Consider the following 19,942-nt stretch of genomic DNA (forward strand, 5'->3'; position numbering starts at 1 on the left):
ATGCTAATTCAACAAATCTCCTAGTGCATTTAGTAAATTGGTATTCTAGTTTGTTTAAAAAAACAAACTTCATGTTTGATTATTCTCTACTTTTCACTTATCAGTGTCGGTGGAGTAATAGCTGCATATTCTTGAGGCGTGAGCAATGCTTCTTTAACATCAATCTTTTTGGGTAAGATTTTTTCGTTATAGAACAAATCAGCAACGCTTTGCTGGGCTTGCATTAGTTCTGGGGTAATTCCTCTTAAGCGATAAGTAGCACGGCTAGAAATTACTTCCTGAATGGGTAAATCAATTTTGAGTACAGGTGCTATGAGTTTGGCGACTTCTTTACGATTCGCTTCTGCCCATTGACCATTTTTATCAATTTCTTCTAAAATGATGCGAACTAATTCGGGATTTTCCTTAGCAAATTCTCGTGTTCCTACATAGTATCCGCCGGGAGTACCTATATTGGTTGCATCTCTCAGCACACGCGCACCGTGGAGTTTTTCTACCAAAGCTAAATGAGGATCGCCAGTTACCCAAACTGGAATAGTGCCCTGAATAAATGCACCACGGGCTTCGACATTGGGCATACTCAAAACTTGAATATCACTATATTTTAAACCTACTTCTTTTAAGGCTTGGATGATAAAATAGTGAGAAGCAGAACCTTTTTGAAAGACTACTTTTTGACCTTTGATATCAGCTAAAGTCTTAATTGGAGAACCTTTCGGAACTGCGATCGCACTACCTTTACCAGAATTAGGGCCAAGTCTTCTCCCAGCTAAGTAGATGATTTTTGCACCCGCAGCTTGGGCAAAGATCGGAGGCGTTTCTCCAACTGAGCCAATGTCAATTTTGCCCACATTCATCGCCTCCATAAGTTGTGGTCCTTGAGCAAATTGTGACCACTCTACTTTTAAGCCCAAAGGCTCCAAACGTTTTTCTAAAACTCCTCTGACTCTAACTAAATCACCAGAGCTTTGATATCCTATTCGCAGTAATTTTGTTTTAAAAGTTATAGTCTTAGCCCCTGCTGGTTCTGCTTTCGGTTCAGTTCCTGTATTTGTGTTAGATACAGTTGACGTACAACTTACTAAAGTAGTAGATAAAGCTACAAAACCAGGTATTACAAATAAGGCTATCTTACTGATTATTGTTGTCTTAGGTTTCACAAAATTATTAAACATTTTTGCACCTCAATTTTTAATTAACTACTCATATAAAAACATCAGCATACTCTTACAGAGAAGCAAGCTACGCGCAGCGTCTCGAAGAGAACGTCTTAGATATATGTTTATTGTCAATTTTATATTTTGCTTTTATAGGTTTAGTATTTAGGCTATGCTTATATACTATCTTTGTCTTGCTTGTTTTTGATTGTTGCGGCTTATTGATAGACAAAATGAGACTTTGCAAAAATTGGAAAATTGCCATAATATTTTTTCTATTTAAATTTAATAATTTTCGTTGTAGCGCTTTTAATGAGTGCTATTAACTCTCAATTTCAGTTTAGATATTATCAAAGTTAATTTTGAAATAAAGTATTCATAAACACTTGTTTTAAATAAAAAAGAAAGATTTTTATGATTTCTGTTTATCAGCATATACTATGATATTTAGACAAGTTTAATCAGTCAAGAATCTAGAATAACTCTTGACTCTTGACTGCCTTAAGAATATATAGAATCAAACATGAGTTGGTATTTCCAAAGCATAAAGAAGCGAACCACTAGATGGGGTAGGAGTCCATTTGTGATCGGAATGGAAAGTTAATTCTCCAGTACCGGTATAGCCACCATCAACATTGGAAATCGGAATCACCACCGGAGTTTCTCCTGGTTTAGAAGCCAATACTGGAGTTTCATCAGATGGTACAAAGAGTGCGCCAAAATATAGAGAAAAGTTCAAAAGTTGTTCATCGGAGAGCTTTTGGTCTTTGAAAATTAAGATATGGCGATCGCGCAGAGCTTCTTTAAGTTGTAATATGACTTCAGGTGCGATCGGTTGACTAGCATCCAGATCGGTAACTATGGCTCCCAAAGGAGCATCAATAGACCTAATTTTAACTTTTGTCAAAGTCGAGGTAGACATAATATTCTCCTATGTTTTAGTTTCTTCTTGGGGATGACTACTTATTCGCTAAAACCTCTGAAGGAGTAATTTTGGCGTATTCTTCGGGTGTCAAAAACCCGTCCTTAACATTCACCTTCTTAGGAATAAGACCTAAGCTGTACCACTTATCTGCAACTTCCTGTTGCTTAGTAATAGTTTTATCAGTGATTGGTAGCAACCCATAGTCATATTTTTTATGCATTATTTCTAGAGTTGGTGGATCTAGTTGAGTTACAGGAGCAAGTAGTTGTGCTACTTCTTTGGGATGATCCTTAGTCCAGATTTCTGCCTTTTCAAGTTCCTCTAGAAACACTTTGATAACATCAGGATGAGCCTGATAAAATTGGCGTGAAGTTGAATAAAAATTGCCAGTATCCCGTAACTTCCCACCATCGGCTAAAACACGAGCTATTTTATTTTGTACATTTCTGGTAGCGAATGGCTCCCAAATATACCAAGCATCCACCTTGTTCTGACTAAATGCCGCATTTGCATCTGGCGGCGCTAAAAAAACTGATTGGACATCGCTCAGTTTTAGTCCTGCATCTTCTAACGCTTTAACTAATAAGTAGTGGCCGATAGAAGCTTTCTGGAAAGCTACTTTTTTACCTTTCAAATCGGCAACACTTTTAATCGGAGAGTTGACAGGAACTAAAAGTGAAATAGCTTTACCACTGGGGCGTGTAGTAGCTAGATAAACAAGAGGCGCTCCGGCTGCTTGTGAAAATACAGGAGGCGATTCGGCTGTAGATGCGATATCCAGTCCATTGGCATTCAATGCTTCTAGCTGTTGTGGCCCAGCCGCAAACTCAGGCCACTGTACTTTAAAACCCAGAGGCTCTAATCGCTTTTCTAAGGAACCCTGTTTTTCTAAAACTGCTAAAGCAGAAAGTTGTTTTGAACGTACAATCCGTACTACTTGCTTCTCAGTTGACTTCTGTGTAGTGCTAGATGCAGCTACAGACTCAGGGGAAGCTGATGACTGCTGAGTGTTATTTTTGGCTTCACCACAACTCGATAAGACTGTCGATAGCATTAAGCAGTAGCCCAAAGCAAACAACAACGAACGACGCGTTGTTCTCTGGTTTTTCCTGAATTCAAACTTTCCTTTTAAAGCTGGCATGGGTTGTTATTTTTATTCCTCGATCGGTGGTTGAAACGATTATGATTAATTCCGAATGAAATAATCACAAGAACTCTCATAAGAAGAGAGAAGAGCTTGGTTAATCCTGAATTCTGTTAGCGCAGTGGGGCGTAGCCCATTCTGAATTCTCTTTTAATAAATCAACTTTTAGGTTTCCATACTGCATCTTTGATTTGAAAAGTTTTAGGAATCAGCTTTTGACTGTAGAAAAGTTCAACTACCTGCTGTTGTTCGGCGACAAATTCATCAGTTATATCAAATACCCCTAAGATCGGTCGCCTTTCTAAAGCCCATTTCCAGACTCCTGGTTCTTGTCTAGTTTGCGCTGCCAATAAATTAGCAACTTCATTGGGATTAGCTTTAGCCCATTCTTCTACTTTTCTTTGTTCTTCCAAAATTACCTTCACTAAGTCGGGGTGATTTTCAGCAAAATTGCGTGTAGCGATATAGTATGCTCTTTGAGGAGCGACATCAGAACCTTTGGCTAGGACTCGTATTTCATTTGCTCGCTCTTTCCGAGCATAAAACGGATCGCTAGTAGGTAAAACATCAACCCTGGCACTTTCAAAAGCAACCTGACTTTCTGGAATAGTCAGGTAAACAGGTTGAATATCATTGAGAGTTAATCCGGTACTTGCTATAGCTTTCAAAAGCAAATATTGCAGAGCTGTTCCTTTTTGGATCGCAACTTTCTTACCCTTGAGTTCCGCAAGAGTTTTGATTGGTGAATCCTTACGGACAATAACTGCTTGAGCGCCTGCGTTGGAACCAGTTGCAGCAACATAAACAATTGGATTATCACCAGCTTGAGCAAAAATCGGTGGTAGATTTCCAACGTTGCCAATATCAACACTGTTTGCAGCCATTGCTTCCATCATTGGCGGGCCGCCTCGAAATTCTATCCACTTGATAGCAATGCCATCAGCAGCAAAGCGCTTTTCCAAATAGCCCTGAGCTTTGAGTAGGTTTAGACCTGGTGTACCACTCTGATGACCAATGTTGATAACCTCTAGTTTTTTTGAGCTTGCAGTAGTTGGCTCAACTTGGGGACTATTGCTTTGAGTGCTTGGAGAGCTACAGCCTGTAACTAACAGAAAAGTCGTAAACGCCAGCAAAAAATAACGAGCTATATTCGCAGGCAACCATGACTTTCTGTAGCTTATGAGCATGATTAAATGTAATTTCTTGAGGTAAGTGGATATTTTTAGTTTTGATTTTTTTAGACTGAATTTTATTGGTAATTCAGATTGAAAAAGTAGACAATTTATATTTCACAATGCGATAAATCGCGTCTCTATAAAGGTATTTTGCTTATGTGAATGTATTTGGTTATAGATACTCTGACCACTTTTATAAAAACCATTTTTATCATGTTTACGTGTCATGGAGAACATTTTTTTAATAAATAAAAATAATTTTTGGGAATTTTTTAAATAGAAAAGAGAGTGGGTATTACCCACCCTATAACGACTCGAGGAATTGAGAATTTAAGAGTTGAGAGGGAAAAATTTAGGAAGTGGAGTGAGTAGTGCCCACTCCATGAGGGTGCTAGTGGAAGATTTAAATTTGTGGCGTTTTGATTCTGACTCCTGTTAGCGCAGCGGGGCGTAGCCCATTCTGACTTCTGAATTCTTCTTCAATCGTGTTCAATTTTGCTAGTGCTTCCAAGCAACTAAAATTGTAGCTTTGAGTTCTTCTGTAAAATGTCCAGACGGCTCAACTGCTAGTAGCGCTTCTCTAAGATCCTTTTCAAATGCTGGAGCGTTATCGCCATAGAAAATTTTCAGAGAGAAGGCTGTAGTGTATAAATAGCCTAGATAGCTATCGACAGTCCAAGATTTTTCAAATGGCACTTCATAGTTTTCTTGACGAGCAAAAGCCGAATTGCCAATTACGACTTCATGGGGAGGATTGAGTGGTTTACGAGTGCCTTGTCCTCGTTGTCCAGTCCGCCGTTCTTCACCTAACCATTTTTTCACTACTCCAACAGCAGCTTGTTTCCAAGGTAGATTGCTTTCCCAAGGGTTGTCACCAGTGTTAAGCAGTGCTAATGCACCATTATCAGTTAGCAATTCATAAAGGCGTTCAAGCACTAATTCGCGTTCCATCCAATGGAAGGCTCTACCAATAGTGGTTAACTTAAATTTCCCTAAACTAGAGTCGATTAACTCTGCTCCTTGTTCTAACCAAGTAATATTATTTGCTCCGACTGCTGCTGCTTGTCGTTTAGCTTCTGCAATCATTTCTGGATCGGGATCAATCGCCACAACTTCTTCAAATCGGGTTCGTAGAGGAATTGAAATTAATCCTGGGCCAGTACCTAAATCAAGGAGTCGTCCTTGACCATTGAGATTAAATATTTCGGCTAGTTTGTCAAATACAACAGGTGGGTATTTGGTTCTATATTGAGCGTAGCCCTCAGCAGCTCCCTCAAATAAACTTGGGTCGTAGGTAGGAAGTGTTTTTAGTTGAGTCATATCAATTTTAGATTTTGGATTTTGGATTTTAGATTTAGGTAAGTAAGGTGGAGATTAAAGAATGCCCACCCTACAAGACAGCGAGTAGACAGCTTAAATATTGGGCATTAGGCATTGGGCATTGTTTATCCTCCTCATCTCCCTATTCCCTAAGAATATTGGGTGATTACGGGTAGCTGATCGTTGAGTACCCAATCGCCGATCGCACGCAATTTGTAATCCACAGGATCGTGCAGGGTAAAGGTTCGCAAATCCCGCCAGTAACGGTCAAATCCATATTTGGTTGCTGTAGCGCGAGTTCCCGTAACTTCAAAGATGCGGTTGGTTATATCTATACCTACACGGGTAGCTAATGCCTTGGCTGCGGAAACTGCGATCGCAACTTCTCCCCTTTCTTGATGAGTCAGCGATACATCCTTTTCCCAGGCTGCTTGTACCTTCTCGGCTGCTTGGTCGGCTAGAGCGATCGCAGCCTGAATTTCCACCCAAAAGTCTCCGTAATGATGCAGAATATATGGGTCTTGAGTCGCACTATCTACCCCTGATGTAATCCACGGTTGAGTAGTAGTTTTAGTATATTCACGAGCAGCAATGAAGGCTCCTTTAGTAATTCCTAGATAAACGTTAGTTTTTGTTAGCTGGGCAATAATACCAAGAAAAGTTGAGAAGGCACTATCATGGGGATTTGGTGGCCCCAAAATCTCATCTTTTTCTACTAAGACATTGTTAAATGTATAACTACCGCTATCAGTGCGACGTTGCCCAATATTATCCCAATCTTGATTAGAAACTAACCCTTCTCTATCTTTGGGAATTATAAATATGAAGGGCAATTCTACACCATCTTCTAAAGCCGAGAATACCCGATAGTCTGCAACGGAAATACCTGTACCAAAGCTTTTAACACCATTAACCCGAAAATTCTCACCTTCCGGGTTAATTTTCAGCCTACTATCCTTTGTATTAATGGCATTTGCCCAAAATAAGTTTTTCTTAGCAGTTTCTCTATAATATTTTTCCTTTTGGGCTGGTGTGCCGGAAACGTGACCCAAAGCCGTCAAATTGAGATGATTACCATATAACTGACCAATTGAACCATCTACTTTTGATAGTTTTCTAACAATTTTTAAGGCATCAATCCAAGTTGCGCCAATGCCACCATATTGCTTGGGTACAATCAGTGGTAGCAGTCCACTTTCACGTAGTTTATTAATTTCCTCTTCTGGAACTCCAGCTTTAGCATCTCGTTCAACTGCGGATTGAGCAAGTTCCTTGGATAGAGAAGTTGCTAGGTCAACGTAATCCTTTGGTTTTGTAATATCTAGTACCATAATCAACAAATCATCCTTTTAGGGATTTCCAACCAATAAATTATCCAAATAAACGTTATTTAAGAGAAATGTAGAGTGGGCAAGACCCACGCTACAAGTGAACAGAGGAAATGGAACATGGAACGTTGTGATTGTCATTGGTCATTAGTCCTTTACAAATGACTAATGACCAATGACAGTTATTTCTTAGCCGCCAAATATTCGTTTGCGGCTTTCTCAACACCTGTACCCTTGAAGAAGTCTTGATTGAGACTGGTGTACAATTCCAAGGGATGGATTGAGAGGAAGTAGCGGAGGTCTTCTTCGGTAATGATTTCGCGTTCTGCCATTGAGTAGGCGTTGGCTGTAACGGCGGTGATATCAGGCACATCCCAGTGACCGGAGTCTGAACCCAAGAAGGCTTTAACTCTATCGCCAAAGGGATTAGCTGCACGATTAAATGCTTGGCTTACACGGGTATCGTCTGATTCCGTACCGAAGTAGAAATGATTCAAGAAGCGATCGCGCACATCTTCTGGCTTCTCAATTCCTGCTAGTTCAAATTCGTCGAGTTCGCCTGGATTTTCTGGAGCCAATAATTGATGGTGGAATCCTAAACCGTCACCAATTTTATCTAAGCGTCCATCTACAAGTTCGCCACCGTAACGAGTGTACAACTCAACAAGTGCTTCCTTGTCGATAATGGCAGGATTGTTATTTGTCAACAAATGTTGTTTGTTGCGGGTTTCCCAATGCCAAATAATATCAGCGTAGAGACTAGCACCCCAAGCTGAACCGCCTTCTAAAAAGGCAAACTTTAATTGTGGGAAGCGGCGAGTAACTCCACCAAAGAACAGCGATTTGCATAATGCTTCGGCTGCAAAGGCAAAGTGATTAATGTGATTGTACTGGGCGTTGGTGACAGAACGCTGAGTTGTCCAACCTTGGCTAGAAGCGTGAGTTGTGGGTACAACTTTCAGTTCTACGCATTTAGCCCAGAATGGATCGTAATCATACTCACTATCTAAGCCAAAGTTATCAATCCAAACCACTTCGTTAGCTACTTCTTTGCCATATTTCTCAAAGGCGGGAATTGGACGACGGACGTAACCAGGAATTTGAATTGCTTTGAGTCCCAGAACATTCACTGCATATTCCAATTCTTCAATCCCTTCTTCGGGAGTGTGCAAGGGAATTGCCGCAATGGGTGTTAAGCGATCGCTATAAGGGCGGAAAATATCTGCATGGTAGGTGTTAACTGCCCGACAAACAGCCCGCCGCATTTCTTCGTTGCCGATATTCGGGGCCATTGTTGCCAAGTTAGGGTACACAACGGCAAAGTCTGTACCTGCTTCTTGCAAGCGCTCATGCAGCAACTTGGGCAAACTAATAGTAGCCAAATTCAAAGTATTTTTTGTGGGACGACCCCACCAGTTAGGGCGATTGGTGCGATAAGCAAAACGTTCTTCCCAACTTTGCTTGTACCACTTAAAACGCGAAGATCCTGGTAAATTTTCTTTGAAACGTTCGACAAGTTCAGTTCCACCAACTTGTTCTAAATAATCCAAGACTGCTGGTTCAAATTCTTGGGTATGTACATCGGTATCAATGATGGGATAACCAAGTTTTTCCCGAATTTGAGCAGACCTGGTTTTTTGTGGGCGGTCAAGAGCGATCGTCATGATAGTTTACCCTAAATTATTCAAATGTTTGGTATTTGGGTATGTAGTAAGCGCTTCAGCGCTTTCTTCAGCACTAAAGTGCTTACTACGAACAATGATTTTTAAACCTTGCTAGCCAAAAATTCATCTGCGGTTTTTTCCACAGCCGTACCTTTGAAGAAGTCACGATTTAAGCTGGTGTACAACTCCAAGGGATGAATTGACAGGAAATATTGCAAATCTTCTTCGGTGATAATCTTGCGTTCTACCATTGAATAGGTATTAGCAGCGATCGCAGTAATATCAGGTACGTCCCAATGACCGGAATCGGAACCCAAGAATGCTTTAACGCGATCGCCATAAGGGTTAGCTTTCCGGTTAAAGGCTTGAGCTACACGGGTATCATCTGATTCTGTCCCGAAGTAGAAGTGATTCAAAAAGCGATCGCGAATATCTTCTGGCTTGGTAACTCCTGCAACGGCGAATTCATCTAAATCACCTGGTTCTAGAGGAGATAATAACTCAGCGTGGAAACCTAAACCACTACCTAGTTGATCCAAGCGACCATGTACTAATTCGCCACCATAACGGGTATAGAGTTCTAACAGTTCTTCGCGATCGATATTGGCTGGATTGTTGTTTTCCACCAAATGGTCTTTATTGCGGGTATCCCAATGCCAAATCAAATCGGTGTACAAACTAGCACCCCAAGCTGCACCTCCTTCTAAAAAGGCAAACTTGAGTGTGGGGAAGCGGTGAGTTACGCCACCAAAGAACAGAGATTTACATAGTGCTTCCGCAGCCGATGCAAAGTGACCAATATGGTTGTATTGGTAATTGCTAATGGAACGCCGATTGATCCAGCCCATACCGGAAGAGTGGGTGGTGGGTACAACTTTCAGTTCTACGCACTTTGCCCAGAAGGGATCGTAATCATATTTACTATCCAAACCAAAGGTGTCAATCCAGATGGCTTCGTTGGCTACTTCTTCGCCATACTTCTCGAAGGCGGGAATCGGGCGGCGGATATGTCCGGGGATTTGAATTGCTTTAAGTCCCAGCACTTTCACCGCATATTCCAATTCTGCGATCGCCTCTTCGGGCGTATTCATGGGGATGGAAGCAATGGGTGTTAAGCGATCGCTATAAGGACGGAAAATATCAGCGTGGTAAGTATTAGCTGCACGACAAACAGCCCGCCGCATTTCTTCATGACCGATGTGTGGGGCCATCGTTGCCAAGTTGGGGTACACAACGGCAAAGTCTGTACCAGCTTCTTGTAAGCGTTCGTGCAACAACTTTGGCAAGCTAATGGTAGCCAAATTTAGGGGATCGTTAGTGGGACAAGTCCAAAAAGGAGGGCGGGCGGTGCGGTAAGTGCGACGTTCATCCCAAGATTGTTTAAACCATTTAGAGCGAGATGCACCGGGTAAATGCTCTTGAAAACGCTCTGCGATCGCAGTTCCAGCAACTTGCTCTAAATAGTCTAAGAATGCTGGGGGAAATTCTTGAGTATGTACATCAGTATCAATGATCGGATAACCAAGTTTTTCGCGGATTTGAGCAGACTTGGTTTTATGTGGACGGTCTAGTGCAATAGTCATGGTCATTTTACCTAGATTTTCAAATGTATTGGTCAAGAGGGAAGCGGAAAGTTACAGGACTTACGCAAAATAATGGAAAAACGAACCGCAAAGGCGCAAAGGACACGAAGGAATGAGAGTTTTAGAGAGTTATTGCGTAAGTCCTAAGTTTATAAGTCTGGAAGTTGAGCCTTTGAACCTGCAAGTTGAGCCTCTGAACCTGGAAGTTGAGCCTTTGAGCCTGGAAGTTGAGCCTTTGAGCCTGGAAGTTGCACCTTTGAGCCTGGAAGTTGAGCCTTTGAACCTGGGAGTTGCACCTTTGAGCCTGAAAGTTGCTCCTTTAAAAGACTTAATTACAGAAATTTGTTTTTCTTGCTCAGAAAAGTTACTGATTTCTGCCTCCTCATCTTCCTCATCTCCCCCACTCCCCACTCCCCATTTCCTATTTTTCTTCAGCAACCCAATCTGTTAATTTAAAGTCCGACTTTGCTAAACCCTGCGAGACTAAAAATTTCTTTGTTCCCTCTAAAAGTTTCACTCCCTCGGCTGGTAATGGTTCTTCTGATACCTGTTTGAGTGGGAACGATACTTTTATAATATCGATGGGATATTTAGTAGTTTGAGCATGATACTGATAATATTCTTCAGAATTAGCTTTTAAATCCTTCGCTGCTTCTGTGAGAATTGCATTAAATTTCTGTGGGAAATCAGGCTGTTTTGCCAAAAAACTTTCAGTTGCTACAACTAATGATGTCCCTGAAAGACCTTTATGATTCGCAGAAGAATCAATCACTGGGAACCCTTGTGATTTCAGAAAAGGCCCCAGATCGCTAGAGGTTGCATAAGCTGCTACATCACCACGTTCTAAAGCCGCTTTTGCCTCAGTAGTCATCAAGTGAACAACTTTTACATCCTTGGCAATTTTAGCTTCAGCTAATAGACCCAACAGGTATCGGTGCATATAAGAGCCTTTTTGGGTAGCTATTTTCTGACCCTTAAGTTCAGCAAGCGATCGCGGGCCATTCTTTTTCGCTACTAACCAGGCGGTTGTATTAAATTGGCTGATCCGCAACAGTCGGGTTTCCTGACCCCTAGCTTTCAAAACTATCGCTGGTGTATCGCCTAAAGAACCAACATCTAATTGTCCGGCGACAAGCGCCTCATTTAGATCCGGCCCGTTAGGAAATCGCGCAAAAGTAATGTTTTTAAATCCTGCTTTTTGCAACTCACGATTTAAAATTCCTTTTTTCTTTGCCCAACCAAGTGCCCCTGTAGGTTCTGAACTACCTACATAACCTATACGCAGCGTAGAAATATTATTGGATGCAGCAACAGTGTTATTGACATTAACAGCCTCAATAGATTGAGCAGATTTAGTTTCGCCTTGGCTACATGCTGTAGTTACTAGCAGTAGGACACAAGCCACTGAGGTTGATAATCTGGAAGTAAATTTATTTTTACTGATAGAACCTGTTACTACTTTGAACGACAGCATGACTTTTTTCTCCGCTGTACTATACGCCGTGTGAAACTTTCTCTTAGACCTAACCCCCAACCCCTTCCCTACAAGGGAAGGGGAGCAGGAATCAAAGCCTCTCTCCCTGTGGGGGCTGTGGTGTATACACAAGTCTGAAATACTTGATGAATCTGGATTTTACCCCACCCTAACCCTCCCCTTGGAAAGGGGAGGGAACTAGATTTCCTATTTCCCCCCTTTACAAGGGGGGATTAAGGGGGGTAATTCGAGTTGTGTAACACCGTAGCCCTGTAGGGGAGAGGAATGGAGGTAAGGTTCTAAGAATAAGTTGCACATCGCGTTACTATTTCATCTGCTTCAAAATTTGGAATGTTTGATCCGCTTTTGCTGTTGAAGTACGTTTGTGTCCCCAACCGATGTTTTCCCGGTAACTACCCAGTAGCCCAACTTCTGCCAATTCTGCTTCGTTGACTGAAGTCGTCACATCGCTTTCTGGTGCGACATAAAGGGCATCAACTGGACAATACAATTCGCACATATAACAGGTTTGGCAGTCACTCTGTCGGGCAATGGTTGGCGGTGCATTAAGTACTCTATCAAACACGTTGGTTGGACAAATATTCACGCAGATATTACATTCTATGCACCGCGACTCGCTGACCAACTCAATCACACTGCCACCCCTATTTTGGATTTTGGATTTTCGATTTTGGATTGCGAAATATCTTCTGTATTTAGTAGCGGCTGACTCTTTACCCAAACCTGATCTAATCCGCCACTAATCAAGTGATGTTGCTGGTTAACATCAAGTTCTGGATAATCTTGATGTTTGTGCATACCACGAGTTTCTTTACGTTCAATAGCACTGCTGTACATCCATCGTGCTGTGGCTACCATCGCTGTAGCTTCTCGCGCCCGGATTAGCTCTTTCTCTGATGTTACCTGGCTACTGCGGAGTTCTTGCCAAAGATGATTTAGCTTACTCAAAGACTCGGTTAAGCCTTGTTCTGTACGGAAATAGTTCTTTTCGTAAGGGAATACTTCAGCTTGGACTGCTTGAATAATTTCATCAGTTGCTAAGGTTTGAGAGCGATCGCTCCCACTTTGTAATCCTACCTCTCCAACACCCTTAACATGGCGTTGAGTTTTGTATTCTCCCAAACTGCGGCTATATTCAGCAGCCGATTTCCCTGACCAATAGCCAGAAGATATTGCCCAAGCCGCGTTATGGCTACCACCGCCAGTAAATCCGCCACAAATCAGTTCCCGTGTAGCGGCATCTCCTGCTGCATAAAGTCCCCGTACAGAACTGGCACAAGTCTCATCTACAATCCGAATTCCTCCCGTACCGCGCACAGTTCCTTCTAGGCGCAGAGTCACAGGGAAACGTTGAGTAAATGGATCGATACCTGCACGGTCAAACGGTAAAAAGAAGTTGGGCTGTGCTAAACGCATAGATGGCCGCATCGATTCCGCCGCTTTGTCTATGATGGCGTAAACTGGCTGTTGCAGTAATGTCTGGGCAATTATTGACCGTCTATGAGAACTTGCCCCTGGAATTACAGTACCGTCTTCGTAGGTGAAAGTTGCCCAATTATAAAACAGGGTTTTGGTAACTGAAGAAAAGGCGGGAGAGATGCCGTAAGCATTGGAGAATTCCATACCTGACATCTCGGCTCCTGCTTCTGCCGCCATCAGATAACCATCCCCCGTCAGGACGTTGCATCCTAACGCTTTACTGAGAAACGCACAGCCACCAGTTGCGATAATTGTGGACTGCGATCGCACTATCCATTTCTCACCAGTCTGACGGTTCACACCTGTTGCACCAGCAACAGCACCATCGTCATCAACCAGTAATTCTAAGGCGGGACTATTGTCTAAAATCTTGACTCCAGCACGTTGAATTTGCCGCCGCATCAGCCGCATATACTCAGGACCTTGCAGCGATCGCCGATAGGGTTTGCCTTCATCGTCGGTAGGGAAGGGATAACCCCACTCTGCTAACTGATTAACGTTTGCATAAGTCTGATTCAGTACCCGATCCATCCAATTGCGATCGGCTAAAAACCCCCCCAACGATTCCCGACTCGCCTTTGCAGTTTCCCGTGCTTCTGGATCGGGTGGTACATACCATACACCATTTCCAGATGCAGCAGCGCATCCAGTTGTGCCGCAATACCCTTTATCTACAAGGATCGCTCTAGCTCCATTTGATGCAGCACTCCATGCCGCCCAAGTTCCCGCTGGCCCACCTCCAATCACAAGCACATCTGCTTCTAAGTCGAGTTCAAAATCGTTTGTTAACGTCTTCAGCATCTACCATTTCCCCCCATCTATAAAGTCTTAAGCATCAAGTTTTCGCCCCATCCATGCTGCAAAATAAATATTTAAAAATCTAGAAATTGTGAATCCCTTAATACAAGTTCTCACTTGCTTGATACCACATAAATACTTTATCTTGATCGGTGAACCGTAGTTTAAAGTATAGATAAAGCTTTTCACAGTTTTCGACAAAAAGCAAGCATTTTACCAAACAACTTTAAATGTAAATTTATGTAAAATCAATTGAGTTATCTTCCTCAAGAACTTGCTTTTTACCGTCTTTTGTGAGATTTTCCAATTTTTATTCACAAAATACTTAATTTCAATAAGCTTACCGTAGTTAAATAAAATTTTCTAATCGGTTTTGTCTAGATAGTAGAGACGCAAAATTGGATTGGGCTTTGTCTTGCGGCGCTAATGTGTCTCTACTTGCGAGTGAAGCCGCTCCCTTAAGACTCAAGAATCCCCGGACTTTTGATTAAACGAGTATAAGCAAAGTTTAATCAGTCCGGGGAGTGTCAAAGGTTAAAACCTAAAAACAGTACGAACCCAAGCAAATAAACTATCAGGATTGCTGGCATCCGAATCAGGTGCAGTAATCCAGATCAAACCTGGCGTAACCTCAATATGATCTCCGATTTTATATTGGTAGAATGCCTCAACGTGCAGAGAAGTATCTCTGTCCGCTTGTCCTAGACCTTTTCCCAAATTTACATTATTACTAAGACTGATGAGTTTTGGCTCCATACCAACTAAAATCCCCCCTAAAGCACCTTCACTAAAAAGATCCGGGAATGCCAGTCCTACGGCCCAATCCATAGCTTCAGCATCTCCGCGTCCTAAATAACGGTGTACCCCATAACTTACCCAGGCATTGATTGCCAACTTGGAATTAACTTGATAGAACGCCTGTAGACCATAAAGGTTGCCTAGAGTTGCTACTCCAGGCACGGTGCTGTTTACCAGGTTACTCCCGACTGCTGGCCCGAAATTTGTTCCACTAAAACCTAGAGTATTTGGTGGGCTATAGGTATTAACGTAAGTTGCAGCCACCCGAAAATTCCTATTACCGGAGTAGTATATTAACTGTGCTAAAGCTAAATATCTGCCTGTAAATAAGCCGTTATTAGTTGTGGGATTACCACCATTTGGTGCGCTGTACGCTATCCCGAATTGAACCTGTTTGCCTAATCCCTGGAGTATAGCAATTCCAGGGCCACTATCTCCATAGTTATAGACCAAAGACCGTCGTGAAAATCGTGAAATCCCATTAGCACCAGTCGCAGAAGACGATTCAAAATATGGGTTAATGGGCCCAGAAAGACCTATCTCACTAGCTCCATCGGACAAGGGATAAATGTTGACTTGGGTCTGTGGAAAAGGTAGAAACCGATAGCGGACACCACTGAGAATAATAGTGTTGCGTGCAAAAGTAATACTGGAGTTATCAGCAGTTCTCCCCTCATAAGTTCCCAATAATCCAGCTCTTGTTTGTCCCAGTGATTCAATATTTCCACCTCCTATTGTTATACCTAACGAATCTTTACCGTTAAAACTGGTGTTTAACCGTAAAGAAGTTGAACCTTGAAGTGTGGCATTGTGAGGTGCTGGTCTCTTGGTGACGACGTTATTACCTGCTATAACTTCGCCAAGGACAATCTGAGATCGACCTATAAGTTTGGTTGTGGTCGTAAACTGAGTTGATTCTAACTTCGCACTTCGTGCTTCCAGGCTATCTACGCGTCCCCGAAGTTGAGCGAGTTCTGGAGAAAATTGTTCTTGTAGTTTTTTGATGGTATCCAAGTCTTCACGTTTGACTAAATCTGTTGTCGAAGTCGCTATTAGTTCATTGAGGCGATCTAAAGCTGCATTCAACCCAGCTGCAAATTCATAGCGCGTTAGGGAGCGATCGCCTTTAAATGTACCATCTGTATATCCTGCAATTACACCGTAGCGCTCAACTAGAGACTGTAATGCTTGAAATGCCCAATCTGTAGGCTTAATATCTGATAGTTGCGAGACGGATGTCACTTGCCCTGCTCCATTATTTGGAGCTTTTTGGTTAGTCGGTGGTGCAACTTGCAACAATTGCGAGACAGGTGTCACTCGATCTCGGAGATCGTTTGGAGCTTTTTTAAGAGTGACTGGTGCAACTGAAGTATCTACTGTTTGATTGACAACTGCTTCTGGAGCTTTGTTCTTTTCTACTTCAATAGTAGATACATCAGATTTAGGTAATTCAGCCTGGCTTTTAGCTGGATGAATTACCAGGATAGCTAGAATATCTAGCATCGAAAGCAGAAACACTATGGATCTATAATTCCAGCGAAATTTCGACATGACTCCTTAACTCCTCAACCTTAAAGATGAATAAATTAGCCCTTCATTGGAACTAAAAGACAAGACAAATCATTGTTCTAATGTTTCTAGCAAACGATTAGAACATAGCTCCACCAAAGCTTTAGCCGCTGAAAAAAGCACAAAATTCTGATAAATATCGAAATCGGTACTAAGTAGTTGAATGTCCAATTCAAAATTCGCAGCCAATTAGGAATTTTGACGTTTAAAAAAATCCTAAAAACGTCTGGAATCAGACAATAACTGCTTTAGCAAAGACTTCTCTACTTTTAAGGGAAACTCAACCACACACTATATGAACTAACACTTCTGAGACATCCTAAAATCCGTTTTTTGGGTTATGCTGTACAAAGTTCACCAATGGCTACTGACATCGACTCAAGCTTGATTTAGATTCAAGTGATTATTTGCCAATTAACATTAATTGAAAACACTATTTTCTAATCAGCTATATTTTGACAGCATCAATTGTTAGCTAAGTACGATAGTTCTATCGACTTGCCGTACATTTGTAGGATTATCTTTGCATAGAGCTTGGTACAATGCAAGACCTAGTACTTTTTCTTCGTAGATGCGCCCTATATATTCGCCTCAAATGCCAACACTGAACTAACTGCACAGATCCGAGGCAGAAAATTGCCATCAAAATAATCGTAAACCCGGTTAAAGGCGAATAGCGGACAAAAAGACGCCGATACAAGACTAAGCTGTTAAGTACTTAATTTACACGTTGAGATCGCAGGGGAGAGGGTTTGAAGTTCTTACCCACAATTTAAATTGTGCAACTTGTATGCACAACAGCTTAATAAAGCTTTCGCTGCTACTAAGCCTAAGTAGGTTGATAACCACGGTGGCACTATTGAAAAGGACACTACACTAGATAATTGATAGCAAGAGCTAAGGATTTGCTAAAAGTGTATTTAACTTCCCCAACCAAACGGGGGTTGCGCTCAAACCGAATTGCTGTTTGCTGAAAGCCAACCCAAGAACACAGAGATCGTAACCTTTATCCAAACACAGACTTAGAAAGTGCAAGTTAGCAAGGTTTCTGTCGATGAAACTAGAAGTGAACACTTCAAAGTTGCAAAAATGTTGGTAATTGACATAAAACTTGTATTCTTCACGACAGCTATTGTTGCAAAAAAAGTGTCATGATTATTGGGATTGTGCGTGAAAACGTCAATCTTGTGGGCAGTTATTCTTTATGAATCGTTAATTTATCACTGGCGTTTTAAATAATTTCCTGTAAAATGCTGACTATAAACTCCGGTAATTCGATCGATCTGCCGTAGGATATATACTTGTACCCTGTCTGACACAAATGCAAATTCTTTGGTTTATTCCTACTGGATCTCATGACGGACGCTATTTAGGCACAGATATTGGCTCTCGTGTTGTCACACCTGATTATTTACAACAAATTGCCCAAGCTGTGGATAGTCTAGGCTATACGGGCGCATTGTTACCCACAGGAAGTTCTTGCGAAGATGCTTGGATAACTGCCGCCGCTTTCATATCTGTCACCAAGCAGATGAAATTTCTGGTGGCAATTCGTCCAGGGATTACTTCCCCAGGTGCTGCTGCACGGATGGCAGCAACATTTGACCGAATTTCTAAAGGAAGATTGTTGATTAATGTGGTGACAGGCGGAGATCCGGTGCAGCTGGCTGGGGATGGCTTGCATCTTAGTCATGACGATCGCTATGATTTAACCGATGAATTTCTCAGAGTTTGGCGGGGTATCGTCAGTGGGGAAACAGTCGATTTTAAAGGAAAATACCTGGATATTAAAGGTGGTAAGCTCTTATTTCCACCAGTTCAAAAACCCTATCCACCTTTGTGGTTTGGTGGCTCATCTGCTGCCGCCAAGCGGGTTGCTGCTAAACATATAGATGTTTACCTGACTTGGGGTGAACCTCCACAACAAGTGGCCCAAAAGATTGCCGAAGTTAGGAAATTGGCAGCTGAACAGGGCAGAACAGTCCGTTTTGGGATTCGCTTGCATGTAATTGTGCGAGAAACCGAGTCAGCTGCTTGGGATGCTGCCAATGAGCTAATTAAGTATGTGGATGAGGATGCGATCGCTAAAGCTCAGAAAGACTTAGCTCAATCTGATTCTGAAGGACAGCGGCGTATGAGTCAACTACATAGTGGTAGTCGAGAAGTTTTAGAGATTAGCCCCAACCTCTGGACAGGAATTGGATTGGTGCGAGGTGGTGCTGGTACGGCCTTAGTCGGAGATCCTGACACCGTTGCCGCTAGGATGCTGGAATATCGCAATTTGGGGATAGAAACATTCGTTTTCTCTGGATATCCCCATTTAGAAGAAGCGTATCGCACCGCTGAATTATTATTTCCCCGCCTACCTTTGCAAAGCGAACCTACACCTTTAACACCACCAGTCTTGAGTTCTGTTGGCGAAATCGTCGTCAATGAAAAATTTGCGAAACAACTCACAAGTGCTTCATGACCTAATAATTAGTAATTAGTAATTAGTAATTAAAGAGCAAATTACTAATTATGTTGGTGATGCTTATAGATTCATCCTTTGGAACAATCTAAAATCCCAAATTCCATGACTATTACCTTTAAAAGCACCAAAAGCAAAAACAAGATATCCCTGAGCGAGGTATTAGACAACCCGCAAATCGAGAAAATAGTTCCTTGGATTGTGCCTGTTACCATATTAATTCTTTGGGAACTTGCTTCTAGAACTGGTCTACTTTCAACCAGGATTTTACCAGCACCAAGTGGTGTAATCGCTACAGCAATTAAACTAGGCTCAACTGGAGAACTGTTCCAACATATAGGAATTAGTGCTGGGCGGGCGATATCTGGTTTTATAGTTGGTGGCAGTATTGGCTTCGGTTTGGGATTGCTCAATGGCTTTTCCCGAATCGCAGAAAAGTTATTGGATAGTTCCTTGCAAATGCTCCGTACTATCCCTAATTTGGCATTAATTCCGCTCGTAATTCTCTGGTTTGGTATTGGCGATCAAGCTAGATTATTTCTAGTATCTATGGGGGTATTTTTTCCGTTATATCTCAATACATTTCATGGTATCCGTAGTGTTGACCCTGGACTGATTGAAATGGGAAAAGTCTATGGATTAAAAACACCACAACTTCTGTGGCAAATCATTTTTCCAGGAGCTTTGTCTTCAATTCTCGTTGGTGTTCGCTTTTCGTTGGGGATTATGTGGCTGACACTAATTGTGGCAGAAACGATCGCAGCAGATTCCGGTCTTGGTTATATGGCAATGAATGCTCGTGAGTTTATGCAAACCGATGTTGTGGTTTTGAGTATTGTAATCTATGCACTACTAGGTAAATTAGCAGATGCTGTTGCCAGAGGATTAGAAACAAAATTCTTGGCTTGGAACCCCAATTATCAAAAGTCATAAATGCTAAGTTCACCAGAATCAAAGGTTGAAAAATCTTGATTTCAAATATGGTTTCCTTTCTTCAATATCTCATCAAATAATTAAATTATAATTGTTCTCAAAAG

Annotated in this window: 15 protein-coding genes; 3 read left to right on the forward strand and 12 right to left on the reverse strand. The window is 41.9% G+C overall.

Going from position 1 to position 19,942, the window contains the following annotated elements:
* Positions 1-86: 86 nt before the first annotated feature.
* From HWQ43_RS32640 to HWQ43_RS32675, 8 genes are all read right to left on the reverse strand, one after another.
* Complete coding sequence (locus tag HWQ43_RS32640) at positions 87-1,175, reverse strand: sulfonate ABC transporter substrate-binding protein (RefSeq protein WP_292741352.1); 1,089 nt, start codon at positions 1,173-1,175, stop codon at positions 87-89.
* Positions 1,176-1,674: 499 nt separating this feature from the next.
* Positions 1,675-2,079 (reverse strand): TauD/TfdA family dioxygenase, encoded by a 405-nt coding sequence (locus tag HWQ43_RS32645; protein WP_292741354.1) that lies wholly within the window; start codon positions 2,077-2,079, stop codon positions 1,675-1,677.
* Between the two features lie 37 nt (positions 2,080-2,116).
* Positions 2,117-3,223 carry an aliphatic sulfonate ABC transporter substrate-binding protein gene (locus HWQ43_RS32650; RefSeq protein ID WP_292741356.1) on the reverse strand — a complete coding sequence of 369 codons (1,107 nt, stop codon included), beginning with the start codon at positions 3,221-3,223 and terminating at the stop codon, positions 2,117-2,119.
* A gap of 161 nt (positions 3,224-3,384) precedes the next feature.
* Positions 3,385-4,386: an aliphatic sulfonate ABC transporter substrate-binding protein gene (locus tag HWQ43_RS32655; RefSeq protein ID WP_292741358.1), complete on the reverse strand. Its 1,002-nt coding sequence runs from the start codon at positions 4,384-4,386 to the stop codon at positions 3,385-3,387.
* 513 nt (positions 4,387-4,899) lie between these two features.
* Positions 4,900-5,721, reverse strand: coding sequence for a class I SAM-dependent methyltransferase (locus HWQ43_RS32660; RefSeq protein ID WP_292741360.1), 822 nt, complete (start codon positions 5,719-5,721; stop codon positions 4,900-4,902).
* Between the two features lie 149 nt (positions 5,722-5,870).
* Positions 5,871-7,052: an acyl-CoA dehydrogenase family protein gene (locus tag HWQ43_RS32665; protein ID WP_292741362.1), complete on the reverse strand. Its 1,182-nt coding sequence runs from the start codon at positions 7,050-7,052 to the stop codon at positions 5,871-5,873.
* Positions 7,053-7,231: 179 nt separating this feature from the next.
* Positions 7,232-8,713 carry an amidohydrolase family protein gene (locus HWQ43_RS32670; protein ID WP_292741364.1) on the reverse strand — a complete coding sequence of 494 codons (1,482 nt, stop codon included), beginning with the start codon at positions 8,711-8,713 and terminating at the stop codon, positions 7,232-7,234.
* A 101-nt stretch (positions 8,714-8,814) separates the two neighbouring features.
* Positions 8,815-10,296 (reverse strand): amidohydrolase family protein, encoded by a 1,482-nt coding sequence (locus HWQ43_RS32675; protein WP_292741366.1) that lies wholly within the window; start codon positions 10,294-10,296, stop codon positions 8,815-8,817.
* Positions 10,297-10,408: 112 nt separating this feature from the next.
* Between HWQ43_RS32675 and HWQ43_RS32680 the strand changes: the two genes are divergently transcribed.
* Positions 10,409-10,747: a hypothetical protein gene (locus HWQ43_RS32680; protein ID WP_292741367.1), complete on the forward strand. Its 339-nt coding sequence runs from the start codon at positions 10,409-10,411 to the stop codon at positions 10,745-10,747.
* Here HWQ43_RS32680 and HWQ43_RS32685 read toward each other — a convergent pair.
* From HWQ43_RS32685 to HWQ43_RS32700, 4 genes are all read right to left on the reverse strand, one after another.
* The gene (locus tag HWQ43_RS32685; protein WP_292741369.1) at positions 10,718-11,770 is read right to left on the reverse strand and encodes an ABC transporter substrate-binding protein; all 1,053 of its coding nucleotides are present in this window, start codon (positions 11,768-11,770) and stop codon (positions 10,718-10,720) included. The genes HWQ43_RS32680 and HWQ43_RS32685 overlap by 30 nt on opposite strands.
* Before the next feature lie 325 nt (positions 11,771-12,095).
* Positions 12,096-12,425: a 4Fe-4S binding protein gene (locus HWQ43_RS32690; RefSeq protein WP_292741371.1), complete on the reverse strand. Its 330-nt coding sequence runs from the start codon at positions 12,423-12,425 to the stop codon at positions 12,096-12,098.
* On the reverse strand, positions 12,422-14,071 hold the full coding sequence (locus HWQ43_RS32695) for an FAD-binding protein (RefSeq protein ID WP_292741372.1): 1,650 nt from the start codon (positions 14,069-14,071) through the stop codon (positions 12,422-12,424). The genes HWQ43_RS32690 and HWQ43_RS32695 overlap by 4 nt, the downstream gene beginning before the upstream one ends.
* A 531-nt stretch (positions 14,072-14,602) precedes the next feature.
* Positions 14,603-16,417, reverse strand: a complete 1,815-nt coding sequence (locus tag HWQ43_RS32700; protein WP_292741373.1) for an iron uptake porin — start codon at positions 16,415-16,417, stop codon at positions 14,603-14,605.
* Between the two features lie 1,339 nt (positions 16,418-17,756).
* On the opposite strand from HWQ43_RS32700, the gene ssuD reads away from it, so the two are divergent.
* Both ssuD and ssuC read left to right on the forward strand, forming a co-directional pair.
* Positions 17,757-18,905, forward strand: a complete 1,149-nt coding sequence (gene ssuD, locus HWQ43_RS32710) for an FMNH2-dependent alkanesulfonate monooxygenase (RefSeq protein ID WP_292741375.1) — start codon at positions 17,757-17,759, stop codon at positions 18,903-18,905.
* A 105-nt stretch (positions 18,906-19,010) separates the two neighbouring features.
* Positions 19,011-19,838: an aliphatic sulfonate ABC transporter permease SsuC gene (ssuC, locus tag HWQ43_RS32715; RefSeq protein ID WP_292741377.1), complete on the forward strand. Its 828-nt coding sequence runs from the start codon at positions 19,011-19,013 to the stop codon at positions 19,836-19,838.
* The last annotated feature ends 104 nt before the right edge of the window (positions 19,839-19,942 follow it).

The sequence above is a fragment of the Nostoc sp. JL31 genome (assembly GCF_017114965.1).
Classification (GTDB): Bacteria; Cyanobacteriota; Cyanobacteriia; order Cyanobacteriales; family Nostocaceae; genus Nostoc; species Nostoc punctiforme_A.